The sequence below is a fragment of the Pantanalinema sp. genome, from assembly GCA_036704125.1.
GTDB lineage: Bacteria > Cyanobacteriota > Sericytochromatia > S15B-MN24 > UBA4093 > JAGIBK01.
The window spans coordinates 51,112-71,643 of the sequence record DATNQI010000040.1 but is presented as its reverse complement, the minus strand read 5'-3'; the positions used below and the strand labels follow the sequence as shown (position 1 = coordinate 71,643).

Annotated in this window: 19 protein-coding genes and 1 pseudogene; 5 read left to right on the top strand and 15 right to left on the bottom strand. The window is 66.8% G+C overall.

All coding sequences use genetic code 11. The annotated features are described in order from the left end of the window. Positions 1-2 precede the first annotated feature (2 nt). Entirely contained in the window at positions 3-440 is a 438-nt protein-coding gene (locus V6D00_06715) for a hypothetical protein (protein ID HEY9898857.1), read from the top strand. Positions 441-507: 67 nt separating this feature from the next. Here V6D00_06715 and hemW read toward each other — a convergent pair whose 3' ends face one another. From hemW to V6D00_06655, 12 genes are all read right to left on the bottom strand, one after another. Then, positions 508-1,638: a radical SAM family heme chaperone HemW gene (hemW, locus tag V6D00_06710; protein ID HEY9898856.1), complete on the bottom strand. Its 1,131-nt coding sequence runs from the start codon at positions 1,636-1,638 to the stop codon at positions 508-510. A 37-nt stretch (positions 1,639-1,675) separates the two neighbouring features. Continuing rightward, positions 1,676-2,212, bottom strand: a complete 537-nt coding sequence (locus V6D00_06705) for a GNAT family protein (protein HEY9898855.1) — start codon at positions 2,210-2,212, stop codon at positions 1,676-1,678. Positions 2,213-2,219: 7 nt separating this feature from the next. Next, positions 2,220-2,666, bottom strand: coding sequence for a hypothetical protein (locus V6D00_06700; GenBank protein ID HEY9898854.1), 447 nt, complete (start codon positions 2,664-2,666; stop codon positions 2,220-2,222). A 61-nt stretch (positions 2,667-2,727) separates the two neighbouring features. Further along, positions 2,728-3,357, bottom strand: a complete 630-nt coding sequence (locus tag V6D00_06695; GenBank protein ID HEY9898853.1) for a PRC-barrel domain-containing protein — start codon at positions 3,355-3,357, stop codon at positions 2,728-2,730. 125 nt (positions 3,358-3,482) lie between these two features. Further along, positions 3,483-3,722, bottom strand: a complete 240-nt coding sequence (locus V6D00_06690; GenBank protein HEY9898852.1) for a hypothetical protein — start codon at positions 3,720-3,722, stop codon at positions 3,483-3,485. Further along, on the bottom strand, positions 3,719-4,747 hold the full coding sequence (locus V6D00_06685) for a hypothetical protein (GenBank protein HEY9898851.1): 1,029 nt from the start codon (positions 4,745-4,747) through the stop codon (positions 3,719-3,721). Before V6D00_06685 ends, V6D00_06690 begins: the two co-directional genes overlap by 4 nt. 184 nt (positions 4,748-4,931) lie before the next feature. Next, positions 4,932-5,837 carry an ABC transporter permease gene (locus tag V6D00_06680; GenBank protein HEY9898850.1) on the bottom strand — a complete coding sequence of 302 codons (906 nt, stop codon included), beginning with the start codon at positions 5,835-5,837 and terminating at the stop codon, positions 4,932-4,934. 16 nt (positions 5,838-5,853) lie between these two features. After that, complete coding sequence (locus tag V6D00_06675; protein ID HEY9898849.1) at positions 5,854-6,807, bottom strand: ABC transporter permease; 954 nt, start codon at positions 6,805-6,807, stop codon at positions 5,854-5,856. Further along, positions 6,804-8,402: a peptide ABC transporter substrate-binding protein gene (locus V6D00_06670; GenBank protein HEY9898848.1), complete on the bottom strand. Its 1,599-nt coding sequence runs from the start codon at positions 8,400-8,402 to the stop codon at positions 6,804-6,806. The genes V6D00_06675 and V6D00_06670 overlap by 4 nt, the downstream gene beginning before the upstream one ends. A gap of 71 nt (positions 8,403-8,473) precedes the next feature. Further along, positions 8,474-9,499 carry a dipeptide ABC transporter ATP-binding protein gene (locus tag V6D00_06665; protein HEY9898847.1) on the bottom strand — a complete coding sequence of 342 codons (1,026 nt, stop codon included), beginning with the start codon at positions 9,497-9,499 and terminating at the stop codon, positions 8,474-8,476. Between the two features lie 3 nt (positions 9,500-9,502). Then, positions 9,503-10,477 carry an ABC transporter ATP-binding protein gene (locus V6D00_06660; GenBank protein ID HEY9898846.1) on the bottom strand — a complete coding sequence of 325 codons (975 nt, stop codon included), beginning with the start codon at positions 10,475-10,477 and terminating at the stop codon, positions 9,503-9,505. Between the two features lie 204 nt (positions 10,478-10,681). Next, positions 10,682-11,260 (bottom strand): WYL domain-containing protein, encoded by a 579-nt coding sequence (locus tag V6D00_06655; GenBank protein ID HEY9898845.1) that lies wholly within the window; start codon positions 11,258-11,260, stop codon positions 10,682-10,684. Positions 11,261-11,421: 161 nt separating this feature from the next. On the opposite strand from V6D00_06655, the gene V6D00_06650 reads away from it, so the two are divergent. Together V6D00_06650 and V6D00_06645 are read left to right on the top strand one after the other, a co-directional pair. Then, entirely contained in the window at positions 11,422-13,149 is a 1,728-nt protein-coding gene (locus tag V6D00_06650; GenBank protein ID HEY9898844.1) for a hypothetical protein, read from the top strand. A 123-nt stretch (positions 13,150-13,272) separates the two neighbouring features. After that, positions 13,273-13,752 carry a hypothetical protein gene (locus V6D00_06645; protein ID HEY9898843.1) on the top strand — a complete coding sequence of 160 codons (480 nt, stop codon included), beginning with the start codon at positions 13,273-13,275 and terminating at the stop codon, positions 13,750-13,752. 216 nt (positions 13,753-13,968) lie between these two features. On the opposite strand, the gene V6D00_06640 is transcribed toward V6D00_06645, so the two are convergent. Then, a complete protein-coding gene (locus tag V6D00_06640; protein HEY9898842.1) occupies positions 13,969-16,947 on the bottom strand; it encodes a BamA/TamA family outer membrane protein in 2,979 nt (992 codons plus the stop codon). Positions 16,948-17,098: 151 nt separating this feature from the next. Between V6D00_06640 and V6D00_06635 the strand changes: the two genes are divergently transcribed. Both V6D00_06635 and V6D00_06630 read left to right on the top strand, forming a co-directional pair. After that, positions 17,099-18,151, top strand: coding sequence for a peptidoglycan-binding domain-containing protein (locus V6D00_06635; GenBank protein HEY9898841.1), 1,053 nt, complete (start codon positions 17,099-17,101; stop codon positions 18,149-18,151). Positions 18,152-18,336: 185 nt separating this feature from the next. Then, entirely contained in the window at positions 18,337-19,872 is a 1,536-nt protein-coding gene (locus V6D00_06630; GenBank protein ID HEY9898840.1) for a peptidoglycan-binding domain-containing protein, read from the top strand. 129 nt (positions 19,873-20,001) lie between these two features. Here the strand turns inward: V6D00_06630 and V6D00_06625 are convergent. Next, positions 20,002-20,100: pseudogene (locus V6D00_06625) on the bottom strand (IS5/IS1182 family transposase). A 100-nt stretch (positions 20,101-20,200) separates the two neighbouring features. Continuing rightward, positions 20,201-20,524, bottom strand: coding sequence for a hypothetical protein (locus V6D00_06620; protein HEY9898839.1), 324 nt, complete (start codon positions 20,522-20,524; stop codon positions 20,201-20,203). Positions 20,525-20,532 lie beyond the last annotated feature (8 nt).

Genomic DNA, 20,532 nt, shown 5'->3' with positions numbered 1-20,532 from the left:
CCATGAGGCGGCTGGCGATCGCGTTGCTCGCAGGCGGCATGCTCGTGCTCTGCGCCCCCGGCGCTCGGGCCGCCTACGGCTCGGCCCAGATCTCGCCCTACCTCGTCTCGGCGCGCCTGCGGCTGGCGCTCGACCACCTGCGCGTCGCCGAGAAGAGCCTGACGGCCGTGCGCGGCGGGACGGACGTCGTCTCGCCCTACTACGCGACGACCCGGCAGAGCCTCGCGGACGCCGCCGACCAGCTCACCTACGCTCGGATGGCGACCATGGACGAGCGTGAGATCCGGCGCATGGACGCGATCCTCGCCGGCCTCGACGAGGTCCGCGAGCTCATGGACACCTCGCTCCTCAAGGCGCCCGATCGCCTGCGCCGCCTCGAGGGCGAGACGATGAGCCTCGATCGCGCGGTCCGCGCCCCGATTTCCCGGCGCGCGAAGTGAGTGAATCAGGTTGTGCCTGAGCAGTACGCCAGCCCGAATCCTCCCCGCCCCCCGGTGGGGCGGGGAATCAAGCGAGAAACGCCGCGAAGACCTCGTTGGACAGCCAGATTCCGCGCGGGGTGAGGCGGTAGCGATCGCCCGCGTCCTCGACCAGGCCGGCTTCGACCAGGCCCTCGAGTACCCCGGGGAAGCTCTCGGTCGCCTCCTCGCCGAAGCGTGCGGCGTAGCGCGCCTTGTCAAGCCCCTCGCGGGTCATGCGCAGCCCCAGGAAGACCGACTCCTCCTGCTCGCTGCGCCGATCGAGCACCGGCGCCTCGGGCCAGGTGGGCACGGGCTTGCGGATGAACTCCACGATCCCGCGCGGGTTCTCGAAGCGGCGTCCCTGCCAGTACGAGTGGGCGCCGGTCCCCAGCCCGATGTAGGGCGAGTTGATCCAATAGAGGCGGTTGTGGACGGCCTCGAAACCAGGCTTCGCCCAGCTCGAGATCTCGTAGCGCCCGTACCCCTCGGCCTCCATGCGCTCGGCGAGCCTATCGCCCATGGCGACCTCCAGGTCCTCGGGCGAGAGGCTCAGCTTGCCCTGCCGGTGCCAGGCCCCGAAGACCGTGCGCTCCTCCAGGATGAGGCCGTAGACCGAGAAGTGCGCGGGTGCGAGCTTGAAGGCCTCGTCGAGGGTGGCTTCCCAGTCGGGCATGGTCTGGCCCGGCAGCGCGTAGATGAGGTCCAGGCTGACGTTGTCGATGCCGGCTTCCCGGATGGCGCCGTAGGTCCGGTGGACGTCCGCGACCGCGTGGTCGCGCCCGATGGCTCCGAGCAGGCGATCGTCGAAGCTCTGGACCCCCAGGCTCAGGCGCGTGAAGCCGAGCGCTCGAGCGGCATTCCAGAGCTCGGCCCCGCCGGTGCCGGGGTTGACCTCCATGGTGCGCTCCAGGCACGCGCTCGCGTCGAAGTGCCCTTCGATGGCGCGGGTCAGGCGCGAGAGCTGGCCGGCGCCGAGGATCGACGGCGTCCCGCCGCCCAGGTAGATGGTCTGGATGGGGAGGCCGCGCGGGTAGGCCTTGATCTCGGCCTCGATGGCGTCCAGGTACGCCTCGACGTGCCGCTCCTGCCCGGCGTAGCAGGCGAAGTCGCAGTAGTGGCACTTCTTGACGCAGAAGGGGATGTGGACGTAGAGCCCGACGGGCGCGTGAGTGGTCATGCGCCCATGATAGCAAAAGGCGCGTCTCGATTCCCCCTTATCGGCGGGCGAACTCGCGGCTCAGGAGGCCCATGACCAGGAAGTCGTGGAAGCTGCCGCCGTAGAAGCGATGCTCGCGCAGCCGCCCCTCCTCGACGAAGCCCAGCTTGCGGTAGACGGCGATCGCCTGAAGGTTCTCGCGCTCCACGTAGAGCCGGGCCTTGTGGAGCCCCAGCTCGTCGAAGAGGTAGCCGCAGAGCGTGCCGAGGGCGTCGGTGCCGTAGCCCTTGCCCCGGTTCTCGCTCTCTCCCAGGTACAGGCCCACCGTGGCCTGGCGATCGGCCGCCTCGTAGGTACCGTACCAGGCCGTCCCGATCAGGCGATCCTTCTCGTCGTCGATGGCGAAGGTGCGTCCCTCCTGGGGGCTGGTCTTGTCGAGCTCGCCCTCGAACCAGGCCTCGAGCTCCTCGCTGCTCGAGATGCGCGACGGCGAGCCGATGAGCGTCCAGAGCCGGGGGTCGTTCCACCAGGCGAAGAGGGAGTCCAGGTCGTCGCGCTCCAGGGCGCGCAGGCGGATGCGGTTGCCGGAAATCATGAGGGTGCTAGGAGACCTCGTAGCCGAGGGCCTTGGCGCCAGCGTGCACCAGGGCCTGCATGTCGGGATGGCGAGCCGAGACCTTGAGGGCCTTGGCGAGGGCGGAGCGGGCCTCATCGGGGCAGCCCTCGCTGTGGGCGACGGCCGCGATCTTGATCAGGCTGGGGGCGTCGCTGGCGCTCGAGACGGCGCGCCGCAGGCTGGTGAGGACCTTGGCGCGGTTGCCTTCCAGGGCGAAGGCGCCCACCTTGTCCAGGTGCCGGAAGGTGAAGGTCGGCAGCGGCGCGCGCACCACGCTCGCCGGCATCATGTAGGTGACGCCCCGGTAGAAGAGGGGCTGCAGCTCGATCTCGGCCGAGGGCTCGGCAGGCTCTTGCGGCGTGACTTGCAGGACCAAGGGGGCGGTCCCGCGCGAGGCGGTGACGGGCGTTGCGGTGCGTGCGGTCGTGGCCATGGACGAAGCCCTCCTCACGATCAGGCGACAGGGACTGATCCGGTTATACCCCAAAGGAGCCTCAACGTGGGAAGTATTCGGCCAGCTCCTCGACCTGCTCGGCGGTCATCTTGAGGTGGACGCCGTCCTGCTCGACGCGGTCGATCCAGCCCATGGGGATGGCCACGTCGCGGGCGAAGAGGAAGCCGCGCCTCACCACGAAGCCCATGGCCTTCTCGGTGTCGGGATCGAAGAGCAGGTCGGCCACGTGGCCGCACTCCTTGTCGGTGCAGAAGACCCGGTCCCCCGAGGAGACGATTTCCTCGTCGGGGGGGACGTTGACGTGCTCGATGGGGAGCGGTCCCGGCGAGATGTCCGCGGTCAGGGTCCGGGCGTAGTGGCTCGGCCAGAGGATGTCGGCGTGCTTGTAGCCCTCGGGCGGTCCCCACTCGGAGGAAGGCAGCGAGAAGTCGGTCTCGGCGAAGGGGGGGGCGGCCTTGATCGCCTGGCAGTCCATCCCCAGGTGGATCCAGTCCTCGTGGGCCTCGGCGATGGCCGTGCTCGGCACGAGCTTTCGCTCGCCGTCGTTGAGCCGGATGACCAGGTGCGTCACCAGGCGGTGCGCCGGATCGATCACCACCTTGTCGATGTGCCCGCAGTCCTCGCCGTCGCACTTGACCTCGGCGTTCATGCGGATGCGCGCTGCCTCCATCGGGGGCCTCCTCTCCGTCCAGCATGGCCATGCATGGCTACAATACGCCGGATCGTCGCGCAATAACGCCCAAAAAAAAGCGCCCCTTTTGCGGGGGCGCTTCGAAGCGTTTAACGAAACCGTTCTCAGGCGTCTTCCATCATCTCCTGGAGGTGGGGGGCTGCTCCCAGGAAGCCGCTCGCGGTCTCCTCGAGGCCGTCCGAGAGGATCAGGCCGCTGATCCGGGTCAGGTCCTCCATGCTGAAGGGGCCCTGCGGCATCACGCCGAGCCGGAGGGCCGCGGCGTTCAGGCGTCGCTCGGCCTCCTTGGGCTCCACGACCGAGGCGAACCTGGAAAGTAGGTCCGCGCGGGTGATCTGCTTCATGCCAGTCCTCCTGAGGAAAGTGCGAGTTGCGGCCCGAACGAGCCGGACGGGATCAGGGCGCCCTTGAGGCCCTCGAACTTGAGGCCGAGGCCCTTCATGGCCCCGCTCCAGAGATTCGAGGCCTTGTCGGCGACCTTGGATCCGAGGTCCTTCACCTTGTCCCAGTTGTCGACGACGATCTGGACGCCCGTCAGGCCGAGCGAGACGCCCTTGAGGCCGGCTGCGATCGCGAGCGACGTGCCGCCGGTGGCGGGCGCGAGCGTCGTCATGACGTTGGCGGTGAGGCTGGTGGCGTGGGCGAGGGTGCCGAGCACCTCGCTGGCCTCCACCTTGCCGTCGGTCAGCTTGCCGAAGTCCCCCACCAGGCCGGACACGTCGGCGATGGCGCCGAAGAGGCCGGGGACCTTGCCGGCGACGGGCGAGTTCTTGACCAGCTCGAGCACGCCGAGCAAGCCCTTGGCCGTGCTTCCCCCGTTGCTGATGAGTTCGCTGACGAACTCGGGGTCCTTGAGCTTCTTGGGATCGCTCGTCAGCGCCTTGGCCTGGTCGAAGAGCTTGGTCGCGGCCATCACGCCCTGGACCGCGTCGAAGACCCGGCCGATCTTGCCGGCCTTGGTCAGGTCCTCGATCTGCTCGGGGGTGAAGTCCTTGTTCTTGAACTTCTCGACGATCCCGCCGAGCTCGCCGTGGACGTCCTTGATGTCCTTGCCCGAGATGGCGAGCTGGAGGGCCTCGCCCATCAGCTTGGAGGAGGGGTTGTCCGACTCGGCGAGGCTGTCGGCGACCGGGCGCAGCATCTCGGTGAGGCCGGCCGCCGCCGCGCCCTTCACCTCGCCGTGCTCAGCGGCGGCCTGGGCCTTGGCCTTCTGCTCGGCGAGCTTGGGGGCCAGATCGCGGGTCGCGCGGGTGGTCGCGGCCTGGTGCGCGGACGGCAGCAGGTCCCGGTGAGAGGGGACCGGAGGGCGGGCAAGAGGACCCGTGGGGGGCTTGAGCGGGTTGGTGTTGCGGCGGTTGTCGACGTTCATCGAGGGTCCTCCTGCTGGGATCGATGGTGGCTCTTCTCCGATATACCGGAGTGCAGGTTGCTCGATTCGTCTTTTACCCGAAAGCAAACGGAGATTTGACGGTCCGGGCGAATTTTTTATGGATCTTTAACAAAGGCCTGGCAGAACACGCCTGATTCCCCGCCCCCCGGTGGGGCGGGGAGGATTATCGCTTGAGCTTGGGATCCAGGGCATCCCGCAGGCCGTCCCCGACGAAGTTGATGCTCGCCACCGTCAGGAAGATCAGCAGCCCCGGGTAGAAGGCGAGCCAGGGCGTCATGATGAGGTACTGCTGGGCGTCGGTGAGCAGATTCCCCCACGAGGGGGTGGGCGGCTGGATCCCGACCCCCAGGAAGGAAAGGGCCGACTCCAGGGTGATGGCGTCGGCGACCCCCAGGGTGGCCGCCACGAACACCGGAGCCAGCGCGTTCGGGATCAGGTGCTTGAAGATGAGGCCCATGTGCCCGACCCCCACGGCCCGGGCGGCCTCGACGAACTCCTGCTGCTTGAGGCTGAGGATCTCGGCGCGCACCAGCCGCGCCACCCCGGTCCAGGAGGTCAGGGCGATCACGGGCACGATGACGCTCAGGTCGCGTCCCAGAAAGGCCACGAGCACCATCAGGAGCATCAGGAGCGGCACGCTCTGGATCACGTCGACCAGGCGCATGGCGACGGCGTCCGCCCAGGAGCCGAAGTAGCCGGCGAAGGCGCCCACCAGCGTGCCGATCACCACCCCGATCAGCGCGACGAGGATCCCCACGGTCATGGAGATGCGGCCGGCGTACAGCAGGCGGGTCAGCACGTCGCGCCCCAGCTCGTCGGTGCCGAGCCAGTGGCCGACACTCGGCCGCCACTGGCCCGCGTGGGCCAGGTCGTTGGCGTCGAAGGCGTAGGGGCTCACGAGCGGGCCCACGTAGACCGCGATCGCGAGCAGCAGCAGGACCGCGAGGCCCGAGACGGCCAGCCGGTGCTTGGCGAAGCGCCGGGCCACCGAGCGCCACTGGGGCTCCGGCGGGGGGGCGTCCGGGGTCTGGGGCTTCGAGGTCGTGGGGGGCTGCGTGACGGTAGGCATCTGAGGTGCTGCCCTCCTACTCGAGCTGGATGCGGGGATCGACCATGGCGTACAGGAGGTCGGCCAGGAGGTTGAAGAGGACCACGAGCCCCGCCGAGATGAGCAGGATCCCCATCATGACCGGGTAGTCGCTCTTGCCCATGCTGTCGAAGAAGAGCCTGCCGATACCGGGCCAGCTGAAGATGGTCTCGGTCATCACCGCCCCGCCGAAGAGGCCGGGCATGGCCATCATGACGACCGTCACCACCGGGATGAGGGCGTTGCGCAGGGCGTGGCGCATGATGACGAGGCGCTCCGCGAGGCCCTTGGCGCGGGCGGTGCGGATGTAGTCCATCCTGAGCACCTCGAGCATCGAGGAGCGCATGAAGCGGCTCCAGGAGGCCACGCTCACGATGGAGAGCACCGTGACGGGCAGGACCAGGTAGGCGATGCCGTCCAGCCAGCTGCCCTCCTGCCCCAGCGAGTGCATGCCGCCCGCCGGCAGCATGTGAAATTTTGCCGCGAACACCATCATGAGCATGATGCCGAACCAGAAGGTCGGCAGCGAGTAGCCGAGGAACGACAGGGTGGTCGCGGCATAGTCGAACTTGGAGTAGGGCTTGATGGCGGCGAACACGCCGAGTGCCAGCCCGAAGGCCAGGCTCACCACCGTCGAGATGCTCATCAGCACCAGGGTGTTGGGGGTGCGCTCGGCGATCATCTCGAGCACCGGCCGGCCGGTGAAGAGCGAGTTGCCCAGGTCCCCGGTGAAGGCCGAGCCGAGCCACTTCAGGTACTGCACGTGCAGGGGCAAATCGAGGCCCATGGCGTGGACCAGGCGCGCGCGGTCGGCCGGGGTGATGTGCGGGTTCATCCCGTACACCGCCATCGGGCCGCCGGGCACCTTCTGCATCAGCACGAACAAAAGGGCCGAGATCCCGATGAGCAGGGGAATGGAGGTCAGGATGCGGCGGAGGATGAAGCGTGTCATTCGATGGTCCAGTCCTTCACGTTCCAGACGAAGCGGCTGCTGGTGGGGTTGCCCTTGAAGCCCTTGAGGTGCCGGTTCACCCCGTGCATCTCGGTCCAGTAGGCCAGCGGGATGGTCGGCACCTCGCGCCCGAGGATCTCGCTCATCCGCCAGTAGAGGGGCTGGCGCTCGCTCTTGCTCAGCTTGACGTTGCCTTCCTCGAGCACCCGGTCCAGCTCGGCGTCCTTGAAGCGGGTGTTGTTGACCCCGGTCGGCGGGATCATCCGGCTGTGCCAGCTCGACATGTTGGCGGCGGGGTCCACGCTGGTGGTGTTGGCGTAGAGGGCGGCCTCGAACTTGCCGCCGTTGAGCAGGCCCGAGGGGTAGCCCGCGAAGAGCAGCCCGCCCTCCACGTTCTGGATCTTCATCTCGACGCCCACCGCCTTGAAGTAGCCGGCGAGCACCAGCTCGACCTGCTCGCGGAGCTTGCGGCCCGCCGTCGAGTTGACGGTGAAGCCGAGGCGCCGGCCGTCCTTGACCCGGATGCCGTCGGGGCCAGGCTTCCAGCCTGCCTCGTCCAGGATTTCCCGGGCCTTCGCCGGGTCGAAGGGATAGGGCTCGCCGAGCTTGGGGTTGAAGGACCAGGCGAGCGGATGCTCGGTGCTGTGCGCGACCGGCCAGATGCCCTTGTAGAGGGTCCGGGAGAGCTCGTCCTTGTCGATGGCGTGCGCGAGGGCGACGCGCACGGCGCGCTCCTTGAAGACCGGCTTCTCGAGATTGAAGGCGAGCTGCTCGAAGGTCAGGCTGGGCACGTTGTCGATGCGGACGTGCGCGAGCTTCTTGGCGGCCTTGACCTGCTCGAGGTTGAAGTCGGCGTAAACGTCGATGTCGCCGTTGGCCAGCTGGATGAAGGCGGCGTTGTCGTCCGGGACGAACTTGACGTAGAGCTTCTTGAGCTTGGGGGCGCCCTCGAAGTAGTCGGGGTTGGCGACCATGCCCACGTGGTCGCCCGCGACCCACTCCTTGAACTTGAAGGGGCCGGTGCCGACGGGGGCGCGGTTGAAGGGATCCCGGTTGATGTCCGGGCTCTTCTCGAGGAGGTGCGCGGGCAGGATGGTGCCGAACATCTCCAGGTAGGGGGCGTAGGGCTCCTTGTAGTGGACGACGGCCGTCAGCGGGTCGGGGGTGTCCACGTCGGTGATCTTGTCGTAGCCCTCGCGGCTCGTCACCAGCACCTTGGGGTCCATGTGCATCTTCCAGACGAAGCGCACGTCGTGCGAGGTGAAGGGCGCGCCGTCGTGGAAGCGAACGTTCGGCCGCAGCTTGTAGGTGACGGCCATCCCCTTGCCCTCGCGCCTGACCAGGCCGTTCTCGACGGTGGGCAGGGCGGTGGCGAGGTCCGGGTAGTACCGCATCCGGTCGTCCACGCCGACCAGGCCGTTCGTCATGGGGGTGCAGACGTCGACGGCGGCGATCGCGTTGCTCAGGTACTTGTTGAGCTTGTCGGGCTCCTGCTGGGAGCGGATGACGACCGTGTCGGGCGCGTTGCGGCGCCCCACGTGGGCCTCGGAGGAGGCGCAGGCGCTCGCGCTCAGGACGATGAGCGCGAGCGCCATGCGGGCAATGGGGCGATGCTTCAAACCAGGTACCTCGGTCGGGGGGCGACGGGGCGGGGCTTGATCGGTCTTTATGCCTTGGGAACCGTGGTGGTGATGGGGCCGCTGGCCTTGGCCAGGGGCAGCTGGTCGACCAGGTGGCAGGCCACGAAGTGCTCGCCTCCGACGTCGTTGAACGCGGGGTCCGAGGTCTTGCAGAGGTCCGTGGCGTAGGGGCAGCGGGTGTGGAAGCGGCAGCCCGAGGGCGGGTTGACCGGGCTCGGGATGTCGCCCTGCAGGATGATGCGTTCTTTTCGGACCGTGGGGTCCGGCATGGGCACGGCCGAGAGCAGCGCCTGGGTGTAGGGGTGCTTCGGGTTGCTGTAGAGGTCCTCGGCGCTGGCGAGCTCCACCATCTTGCCCAGGTACATGACCGCGACGCGATCGCTGATGTGCTCGACGGTCGCGAGGTTGTGGGCGATGAAGAGGTAGGTCAGCCCGAACTCGGCCTGCAGATCGTCCAAAAGGTTGAGCACCTGGGCCTGCACCGACACGTCGAGGGCCGAGACCGGCTCGTCGAGGATGATGAACTTGGGGTTGATGGCGAGTGCTCGGGCGATGCCGATGCGCTGGCGCTGGCCGCCCGAGAACTCGTGCGGGTAGCGCTCGGAGTACATGGGGTTGAGGCCCACGCGGTCCAGGAGCTCCTTGACGCGCTTGTTGAGCTCGGCGCCCTTCATCAGGCCGTGGACCCGCAGAGGCTCGGCGATCGACTCGCCGATGGTCATGCGTGGGTCCAAGGAGGCGTAGGGGTTCTGGAAGACGAACTGCATCTCCCGGCGCAGGGCGCGCAGCTCGGAAGGCTTGAGGCTCGTGACCTCGCGGCCCTCGAACTGCACCGAGCCACCGGTGGGCTCGATCAACCGGAGCAGAAGGCGGCCGGTGGTGGACTTGCCGCAGCCCGACTCGCCGACCAGGCCGAGGGTCTCGCCCTTCTTGATGCTGAAGCTCAGGCCGTCCACGGCCTTGACCGCACCGACCTGCCGGCTGAAGAGGATGCCCTTGTTGATCGGGAAGTGCTTGGTGAGGTTCTTGACCGTCAGCAGCGTCTCGCTCATGCCTTACTTGGCCTCCTTGGTCAGCCAGCAGCGAACCTGGTGGCCCGCCTCGACGGTCTCGAGCAGGGGGATCTCGCGGCACTTGGCCACGTAGTGCTTGCAGCGAGGGCCGAACGAGCAGCCCTGGGGCAGGCGGGAGAGGGCGGGCGGCTGGCCCTCGATCGGCTCGAGGCGGTCCTGCTTGGAGCCGAGGCGCGGGGTGGAGTTGAGCAGGCCCTGGGTGTAGGGGTGCTTGGGGTTCTTGAAGAGGGTGTTGACGTCGGCGTACTCGACGACCTTGCCGGCGTACATGACGGCCACGTGGTCGCACATCTCGGCGACGACCCCCAGGTCGTGGGTGATCAGCACGACCGCGGCGCCCCGCTTGGTGCGGATGTCGCGCATGAGATCGAGGATCTGGGCCTGGATGGTCACGTCGAGGGCGGTGGTGGGCTCGTCGGCGATGAGCAGCTCGGGCTCGCACGACAGGGCCATGGCGATGATGACGCGCTGGCGCATGCCGCCCGAGAACTGGTGCGGGTAGTCGTCCACCCGGCTGGCGGCGCCCGGGATGCCCACGGCCTCGAGGGCCTCGACGGCCCGCTTGCGGGCGGTCGCGCGATCGACCTTCTGGTGGAGGACGATGGCCTCCATGATCTGCTCGCCGACCGTGAGCACGGGGTTGAGCGAGGTCATGGGGTCCTGCGAGATCAAGGAGATGCGGTTGCCGCGGATCTCGCGCATCTCGGCCTCGGTGAGGCCCAGCAGGTTCTGGCCCTTGAAGAGGATCGAGCCGCCGACGATCTTGCCCTGGGGGCCCGCCACCAGCCGCATGATCGACAGGGAAGTGATGCTCTTGCCGCAACCGGATTCGCCGACGATGCCGAGGATCTGGCCCTTCTGGACCTCGAAGTCGACGCCGTCCACGGCCTTGACGATGCCTTCCTCGGTGGTGAAGTGGGTCTGCAACCCGGAAACCTTGAGCAACGCTTCTGCCACGTGTCCTCCATCAGACCTGGCTGGGCCGGGCGAGGGCGATCGCCTGGGGGTACGGCCCGCGCGGAAGGGCAATCTTTAACTCGCAAGAGCATCTAACAAAACCAGGCATGTTACGGCCGTTGGCCGCCGTGGGCGGCTTGACGGAACAGTTTTGTTAGACGCTCTAAACGTATCACAGGGAGGATGCCTTGTCCACGCAGCGTCTCAGGGGTCGATGTCGTCGAAGTACTCGCCGATGTGGAAGTCCACGGGCGGCTTGAAGCGCGCCTCGCTGAGGGTTGCGGTCTTGAAGCGATCGACGCGGAAGACGCGCCGATCCTCGCGCAGGTGGCAGTATGCGACCAGCCAGTGCAGGTCGCCGACGCGCTTGAGGCCGTAGGGGTCGATGCGGCGGACGCTGAACTCCTCGCGGCTCATGGAGTAGTAGGAGACGTCGAGCGATCGCTCTTCCTTGATGCCCTGCTCGATGACGGGCAGGATGCCGTCGATGGCGTACATGGGCAGCGCGTAGCTGGAGTCGGCGGTCATGACGTCGAGGTCGATCGACTCGCCGTCGTTCAGGGTCGCCGTGACGATGTCCTCGACGATCTGGTCGGTCATCTCGATGAGGTCGTCGGGGAGCGCCCGCTGCAGCTTGGTCATCAGGCCCGTCATGAGGGCCTCCTGCGCCTGGCCGTTGATCTCGATGGCTTCGACCATCTCGTCGAGCAGCTTGAGACCCACCATGAGCAGTACGGCTTCATCCAGAGACAGCCGCAGGGGCAGGTTGGTGGGGTCGCTCATTCGCGCAGGGCTCCTTGTCGAGAAACAGCATCAGGGCTTGCTCTGAAGCCTAGGCATCTTAAGGGGGCGCATGGGTTCTGTCAAATCAGCGAGGGATTCGCGGACGGGGGTCGCGGGTATGAGGGAGATGACTGCTTGCCGGCTCGGAGGTCCCTGTTCAGATGCGATTCCAGCACCTCTCCTTCTGCGTGGCGCTCGCCTCGATCCCGCTCGTGCTCGCGAGCTGCGCCGACGCCACCTTCGTCGTCGAGGACCTGGGCAACAACTCCAACATCATCCAGGACCGGCTGCCCGGCACCACCTTCAAGGGCGGGAGCGGCACCTCCGACTCCGGCAGCGGCGACGGGACCGGCGGCGATGGCGCAGCGACGCCGGATCCCAGCACCAATCCCACCTCCATCACCCTGTCCGACAATGCGGGGGTCTATCCCCTCTATCCCGATAAAGGCTCCTTCAGGGTGTCGCTGGGCGGGGCTCGCCTCGGGATCGCCGCCCTCAGCTCCGTGCGGTCGAACAGCATCCTCTTGCCGCTTCAGGTGGGCTGGAGTGGGGGCGGCGCCTCCTATGGTACGCAGGCCGCAGGCGCGCCCGCGGCAGCCTCGCCCCCTTCGAGCTTCGAGGCCCGGATGGTCGAGCGGGTCTCGAAAATGGACCTGAGCGCCCCGATTCCCCGCTACCGGATCCAGGCCGGAACGGTCGAGGTCGGCCAGATCCGCCGCTTCGCGGTGCCCGACAGCGACCGTGAAAACACGTACTCATCGGTGGACGCCAAGGCGGTCTACGTCGATAACCGCGCGGGTGCGGGGCGCTTCGTGATCTGGGTGGACCCGCGCGATGAGGTCATCTTCTCCTCGCAAGCGAAGCTCACCGCCCTGGCCGATGTCATCAGCTCGCGCATCTACCCCAAGGATACCGCCCTGTTCGGCGCCGATCCGACCCTGGACGACAACGCCAAGGCCGGCGACGGCCGCCGCATCGCGATGGACGATGACTACATCCACTTCCTCTTCTCTCGCCAGGTGGACAATGGGACCGCCACCGAGATGGGCAACGGGATCCTCGGCTTCTTCTGGTGGCCCGACCTCACGAACACGTCCAAGTCCAACCGCTCGAAGCTGCTCTACATCGCCTCAAGCCTCATGAGCCGCTCCGAGAGCGACGTGTACGGGACCATCGCCCACGAGCTCCAGCACCTGCTCTTCTCTTGCCACCGGGTCAAGCAGGTGGGGCTGCTCGCCCACCAGGGCGAGTTCGGCCCGCTCATCTGGCTCAACGAGGGCCTCTCGATGCTGGCGATGTTCGAGAACGGCTACGGGCCGGAAGGCTCGAATCCGAGCCCCTCGATGTTCCTGCAGATTCGCCGCTTCCTGAGTGCCCCCTGGACCTATTCCCTGACCGACTTCCTGAATCAGGGGCCCGCCGGGGACGACTCCGCCTACGGCATGGCGGCCCTGTATCTCCAGTACGTGCGCAATCGTCTGGGCGATGGCGCGATCCGCTCCTTCCACACCCTCGACAACGGCGGGCGAGCGGATGAGGTCGACCTGGCGGATAGGGTGATGCGCACCAAGGGGAGCACCATGGCGGGCTTGTTCGCCGACTTCGGCGCGGCCGTCGCCTTAGACGGCTCGCCCGTCTTCGACCTGCTTCCCGCAAGCCAGCGCACGCGCTACGGGATCGATGGCGTGACGCTGCAGCGCAAGACCTACGACATCCCGGGCGTGAAGTTGACCGAGCGTACGTTGAACGGCCCGAGCGTCTCCAGCGGCTCGAACCTCTCCTTGAAGCCGTACAGCCTCTCCTTCTTGCAGCGCATGAGCCCGACGGGCCTGGACGTGTCGGGGGTCTCGGGGACGGGCTACGGCACGCGCCTGATCTTGCAGAAGTAGCCCTCGCCGGAAAATGTGCAAAATTTTCACCGGGCGTTAATTAGGTCATAAGACAGTTCTTCCCGCCGCCGGCCGATAGGGTCGTGAATGAAGCTGACGTGCGTGAGCCGGGAGGATTTGTCGATGAAGCGCGTGGGATTGGCGGTCTTGATCGTGACGGCGCTGGTGGGCTGCGGGACGGCCCCGAGCGCGACGGCGCCCCGGGTCACGTCCGACTCGGCCCGTGCCAGCGGGCTGATCGGCGGGATCTTCTTCAAGGAGGCCGCCTACCAGCAGGTCACGCTGGCCGAGCTCTCGGCGATGTACGATGCGCCCGCGGCGCACGCCGGCAAGAAGGTCAGGGCGACGGGCTTCGTCGGGGCGCGCGCGCCGGAGTTCGGCGTCGGCGATTACGTGATCTCCCTGTTCGACGCGCAGCAGCCCCCCTCGCAGGTCACCCTCTTTTCCGGCTCGTCGATCTTCTCCTCCAAGGCCAGGAAGCTCGACAAGGAGCTGCACGCCGGGACGCACGAGGTCGTCACCGTCTACCTCGAGGTCGACGCCAAGGACCGCTTCGAGGTGAAGGCGGTCAAGTACGCGGACGGCAAGCTCAACACGCTCTGATACCGTAGAGCCAGCTCTCTGAGCCGGTCTTATCTGAATCGAACGTCCGCCTGGATCCTCCCCGCCCCTCGGTGGGGCGGGGTCGGGGGTGGGGGGATATGATCAAGTTCCTCATGCCTTCGTGAGGGACCTGGAGCGTTTAGAGCCCCCCACCCCTAGCCCCGCCCCACCGGGGGGCGGGGAATCAGGCGGATGCTTCGTTTCACATCGATTTGCCTAGAAGCTGATGCCGAGCTCCGCGTAGGCCTGGGTCGTGCCGTCGGTGGGGTGGGTGCCGCGCGCCAAGCCGAGGCGCAGCTCGGTCGCGACGCTCACGATGCTCAGGCCGATCCGCGTCTCGGCGCCGAGCCCCAGGTGCATGTCGTCGCCCAGGCGATCGGTGCCCGCCCAGCCGGCATCCGCGAAGGCCGCCCCCGCCAAGCGGGTGACGTAGAAGGGCACCGTGCCCACCCCGCGCTGGATCTCGGCGATCGGGAAGCGATACTCCAGGCTGCCCATGGCCATGCGGTTGCCCGTGAGCGCGCCGGCCGCGTAACCGCGCAGCGGCGCGGACTGCACCCCGCCGACGTGGCGCCGGTCGATGGTCGTGAGCAGGTTCGTCGAGCTCGTCCCGCCCAGGTAGTAGTCGCCGTCCCGCTTGCCCACGTTCAGGCCTCCCGCCGCGCGCAGGGCGAGCACGTGGTGACGCCACGGCATGCCGAAGTAGCGCCGGTAGTCCCCGCTGAAGCGATCGAACTCGGCTGTGCCCCCGAGCCAGGGCCCCGCCTTCTCGTAGGCGAGCCCGAAGACCGAGCCCCACTCGGGGCTGATGGCGAAGGAGGGCTTGTAGTTGTCGGCGAACTGGTAGGTGAGCCCCAGGGTGTTGATCTGCCCGGCCTGGGGGAAGCCCTTGGCGCTCTCGAGCTGGGCGGGCATCGGGCGCAGGGGGGCCGTGGTGGCGCGATCGCGCACCCCCAGGTTCTGCACGGTGAGCCAGCTGTAGCCCAGGGTGAGCGACTGGCCGTCGATCCAGTAGGTGTCGAGCAGCTTGCTGGGCATGCCGGGGAAGGTCGCCGATACCGAGCCGCCCATCTGGCGCTGCCACAGGTCGAGCTTGCGGCCGGGCGCGTAGTTGGCGGGGATGTCCACCAGGGAGAGCGAGAGCGTCGGAGGCAGCTGGTCGTTGACGTAGCTCAGGGCGTAGTACGGGCGATTCCCGCCGAAGCTCCAGCCGGCGTTGACGAAGGCGTAGTGCTGCATCAGCACGTCGTTGCTGACGGTGTTGACGCCTGCCATGTAGCCGTTCTCGTCGATGTAGCTGACGGGATACCAGGTCTTGGGCGAGAAGGAGTGCCACGGGTCGTAGGCGCGGCTCAAGAAGGGGTTCGTCAGCACCGGGAGCGCTTCGCCCTCCGGCACCGGAGGGGCCGCGATCGCCGTGCCCGAGGTGGGCTCGTAGGTGGTGGCCGCGTCGAGCGGGACCTCGCGCCAGGTCCCGGGCGCGACGTCCATCAGGTGGATGTCCCAGCCGACGGCCGAGTAGCTGGCAAAGGCGAGGCGCTTGCCGTCGGGCGAGGGGGCGGGCTCGGTGGCGCCGCCCACCACGTTGGTGACCTGGAAGAGCTTGCGGTCCTTGAGCCGGTAGGCGAAGAGGTTGAAGACCCCGCCGCTGCGATCCGACGAGAAGTAGAGCCACTCCCCGTCCGGCGAGAACTTGGGGTGGACGTCGATGGCGCTGTCGCGCCAGAGGGGCCGGGGCTTGGTCTCGCCCGGCCGGAACCCGTAGAGGTCCCGGGCGCCTCCTTGCCAGGCCGACACCACGACCTGCTCGCCGTCCGGCGACCAGGTGGTGCCCGAGTACTGGGTGCCGTCCTTGTTACCGGTCAGGCGCTCCTTGAGGGCGCCCCCGCTGTCGAAGAGGGCCAGGTCGTTGGTGCCCGCCTCGTTGAGGGTGGCGATGAAGTGCTTGCCGTCGGGCGAGACGGCCGGGTCCAGGGCGCGCTTGCCGTCGGTGAGCAGATCGAAGCGCTGCTCCTTGGTGTCGTAGCGGTAGACGTCGGCGTAGGTGTTGAAGCGCCCCACCTCGTGGCTCGCCGAGAGGTAGACGTAGCGCCCCTTCGAGAGCGAGTAGCTCCCCTGCGGGTAGAGCTTGACGTAGCGCTCGGAGGGCTTGCCGTCGAGGGCGTCGATCATCAGGCCCGCGGGGCGCTGGTCGGTGAACTCGGCGTAGACGAGCTTGCCGTCAGGGGTCCATGCCGGGTGGTGGTGGTAGCGGCCCGTCGCGGTGAGGCGCCGGCTCTCGGTCAGGGGGTGCTCCTTGATGCGCGCGAGCTGGCGCTGGGCGCGATCGCGCAGGTAGACCTTCAGCTCGTCCCAGAGGACGTAGGCGTTCTTGCCCGGCAGCGCGCGCTCGATGGCCTTGTTGATCCCGAACCAGGGCCACTCGCCGTAGGCATGGGAGATCCTGCTCGGGGCGTCCTCGCCGTAGCGCTCGATCAGGTACTGGTAGAAGTAGGAGCCGTAGATGTAGCTGGGGCCGACGGGCCAGCCGCCGTAGTTGAAGACGCTCGCCTGGTCGATGCCGAGGAGCTTGTCCTCTAGGGCGGCGGCCCGGAGGATCATGTCGTAGTCGCCCTCCTTGGCCCGGCCGCCCTGGGTGAAGCGGGACTCGGTGGTGACGGCGAGCCCCTCGATGAGGAACCAGGGCTGGAGGAAGTTGGGGAAGATCGCGCGGCCCAGGACCTTGTTGATCACGGAGGTCAGGCCGCCCGTGGCCTCGAACTGGCAGGCATGGGTGAACTCGTGGAGGATGATCTGCTTGAGCCAGCTCTCGTAGCGGCCGGTCAGCATGTCCTGGTCCGGCGAGCTAAGGTAGACGTAGATCTGGCTGTTGGGATAGGGCAGGGCGAGGCCCTGCACCTGATCCTCGTGATCGAGCAGGGTCAACTCGGTCTTGTCGCTCGGGGCGCTCCTGAGGAAGGGCACGACCTTGGCGTAGGCCTCCTCGGCGAAGACGGCCGCGCGCTGTGCGATCGCCTCGTGCCGGGCGTCGTAGTTGACCCTGAAGTGCGGCGTGTCGAGGGTCTGCCAGGGGATCTGCGGATCGAAGAGGGTCGCGGCCTGGGCCGGGGCGAGGGCCGCGAGGCTCAGGACGGCGGCCGAGAGGCCAGCAAGCAGGCGGGCCCTGAGGCCTCGAAACATGGGTGCGATCGGCATTCCCCCATTCTACACAAATTCGCATGGGGCTCGTTGGCGAAAGCTTAAGTGAGCCTTTCCTTGCTCTTAACGCTTTTGGAACAAGATCCCCGCCCCCCGGCCGGATAAGGATCGAGCCAGAAGTTTCCAGTGCCTCGATGGAGGGCTCGTCATGATCTCAGGCGTCTCGAACCAGGTCCGCAGCTACCAGTCGCTTCGCAGCCAGCCTCAGGCGGCTCAGGCGCCTCAGGTGAAGCGCACCATGGCTGCCGACTCGGTGGCGGTGCGGCTGCCTCAGGCGCCGGTGCAGGCGGGCGGTGGCTCGTTCGACGCGGCCAGCCTCCTCGACGGCATCAAGAGCATGTTCAAGTCGATCAGCAGCTTCTTCGTCGGCCTGTGGAACAAGATCACCGGCAAGAAACCCGCCGACGGCGGCCAGACGGGCCCCATCGACGAGAACACCCGCGCTCTTGCCGAGCAGTACAAGCTCCAGCCCACCAAGGCCAACGTCGACGCGTTCCTCGCCGAGGTCCAGAGCTACGCCTCGCCCGGCCCCGACGGCTTCCAGACCCTCGGCCCCGGCAATCCCAACACCGAGGCGATCACCCAGGTCCAGCAGCTCATGAAGTCGTGGGGCTACTCGGTCGAGCCCACCGGCCAGTACGACGCCGCCACCCAGGCCGCCATCCGCAGCTTCAAGCAGGCCAACGGCCTTCACCAGACCTACAAGGGCGCCGACGGCAACTTCGCCGTCAACGAGTACCTGGACTACCAGACCTACCAGAAGATGGAAGCCATCGTGAAGAGCGGCGGCACCCCTTCGACCCAGCCGCCCACCACCACCCAGCCCCCCGCGACCAACAACGGCACCGTCAACTGGCAGGCGATCGCCTCGCAGTACAAGCTCTACGCCTCGCAGGACAACGTCGAGGCCTTCCTCGCCGAGGTCAAGACCTACCAGGTCGCCGACGCCAACGGCTTCCGCGCCCTCGGCCCCGGCTACCCCAACCAGGACGAGATCAAGGAAGTCCAGGGCGCGCTCGCCCAGGTCGGCTTCCCCGTCCAGGCGAACGGCACCTGGGACGCCGCCACCTCGAAGGCGGTCATGGACTTCAAGGCGAAGTACGGCCTGCACCAGAACTACCGCTCGGCCGACGGCAACTGGGCCATCAACGAGTACGCCGACCAGCCCATGCTCCAGAAGCTCTCGTCCCTGCTCGGTTAACCCCCCCCCCAACCCCCCGCGCCCGATCCTCCGGTCCAGAACCGGGAGATCGGGCGCGTTTTTTTAATGCACGGATCAGAAACTTTTATCCTGGCTTTAACCGGATCCGCCGACGCGATCCCTATAACTTGATCAAGAGGCCCGCGGGGCCAGCGTTAAGACGGACAGTCAAGGAGGATGCAGCGATGAACATTGGTGGAGTGCCTCAGAATCGGCTTCCCCAGAACCGCACCGTGAAGGCGGGCGGTGGCGTCGATGCCCCTCAGCAGACCACGACCGTCGCTCCCCAGCTGCCTCAGACGCAGCCCAGCGCCGACGTCCAGGTGATGAGCAACGCCCTTTCGACGATCTTCAGCGGCATCGTCAACTTCTTCAAGAGCGCCTTCAACTGGATCGCGAACCTCTTCAAGGGCGGCTCGGGCACCTCCACCGCGGGTACCGTCCCCGTGAGCCCCCAGCCCCCCGTGACGCAGCCTCCGGTCGCGCAGCCCCCCGTGACGACCCAGCCCGCCACCCCGGCGCAGCAGCCCAACGCCAGCTGGCAGGCGATCGCGACCCAGTACAAGCTTCAGCCCACCGAGGCCAACGTCCACGCCTTCCTCGCCGAGGTCCAGACCTACCAGACCGACGGCGCCCTCGGCCCCGGCAGCACCGACGCCGGCGCCATCAAGGACCTCCAGAGCGTGCTCGCCAAGTGGGGCTACCAGGTTGCGGCCACCGGCCAGTACGACGCCGCCACCGCCCAGGCGATGATCGCCTTCAAGCAGGCCAACGGCCTCAAGCAGACCTACCTCGCCGCCGACGGCAACCCCGCGGTCAACGAGTACGCCGACAAGGGCACCCTCGAGTTCATCATGAAGAAGCTCGAGGCCGAGATGGCCCAGCAGCCCCAGGCGCCCGTCGTCCAGCAGCCCGCCCAGCCGGCCACCCCCGCCTGGCAGACGATCGCCGCCCAGTACAAGATCGAGGCCAGCGAGGCCAACGTCAACGCGTTCCTCGCCGAGGTCAAGGCTTACCAGACCCAGGGCACCCTCGGCCCCGGCAGCACCGACACCGGCGCCATCCGCGACCTTCAGGACGCCCTGACCCGCCTCGGCTTCCAGGTGCCCATCACCAGCCAGTTCGACGCCGCGACCACCCAGGCGGTCATGGCCTTCAAGCAGGTCAACGGCCTGCACCAGACCTACAAGAACCAGAACGGCAACTGGGCCATCAACGAGTACGCCGAGCCCCAGACCCTCCAGGCCATCATGGCCAAGCTCCAGGCCCAGATGGCCCAGCAGCAGGCCCCTGTCGTCCAGCAGCCCGCCCAGCCCCAGGCCCCCGTCGTCCAGCAGCCCGCCCAGCCGGCCGCTTCCCAGACCAACTTCGCCGCGATCGCCGCCCAGTACAAGATCGAGGCGAGCGAGGCCAACGTCAACGCGTTCCTCGCTGAGGTCAAGTCCTATCAGACCGATGGCGCCCTCGGCCCCGGCAGCGACCAGAAGCAGGCCATCAGCGACCTCCAGACCGTCCTCCAGAAGTGGGGCTTCGCGGTTACCCCCAACGGCAGCTTCGACGACGCCACCGCCAAGGCCGTGATGGAGTACAAGAAGAAGAACGGCGTCCACCAGACCTACAAGAGCACCGACGGCAGCTGGGCCGTCAACGAGTACGCCGACAAGGCCACCCTCGCCCACATCATGCAGAAGCTCGAGGCCGAGATTAAGAAGGCCTCGTAAGCCAAGCCCAAGCCCAAGCCAAGAACGGCCCCAGCGATTCGCCGGGGCCGCTCTTTTGTCTGGGTTCATGTCCAGAAGCAAGGATTTCCCACTTTCGATCGGCCCAGATTTGGGTTCATGTCCATAGAAGCGCCTAAGCATCAGGTTTATCATGGCCATGACTATGAGGGCCTCCTCGGTGACGGGGAGGCCCTCATAGTCCTTAGATAGGCGCCGGTTTCTACCAAACTGACCTGCTACCCTGTTTGGCCCCAGTCAGAATTTGAATCTCACGCGGTGGGGAGCAAGTGTCCACGGTAATGGAGCAAGTCAAAGCTCACCCAAGTACTCAACCATTAACTGCGATACTATCTCCGCTGATGATAATCACGTCTCCAGTTTGCATTTCAATCTCAAATCTTACCTCTCCATTTTCTCTTTTTAGCGCGGTCTCATTAATGTAAAAACTATTGCCCCATGGAAGCCGCCTTGGAGCAAAAATGCTTGAGAAGTTTGAAACATTTACAGATACATGCTCACTTTCAACCTCCATCAAAACAACAACCTCTGCCTTTTTCCAGTTTGCTTCAATTGAAATAAGAACTGCGTCGTGAAATTCAAATGGATCCATATATTTCATCCCCATTAAACATATGAAAGCTATGTCGGCCATTGGGCTTC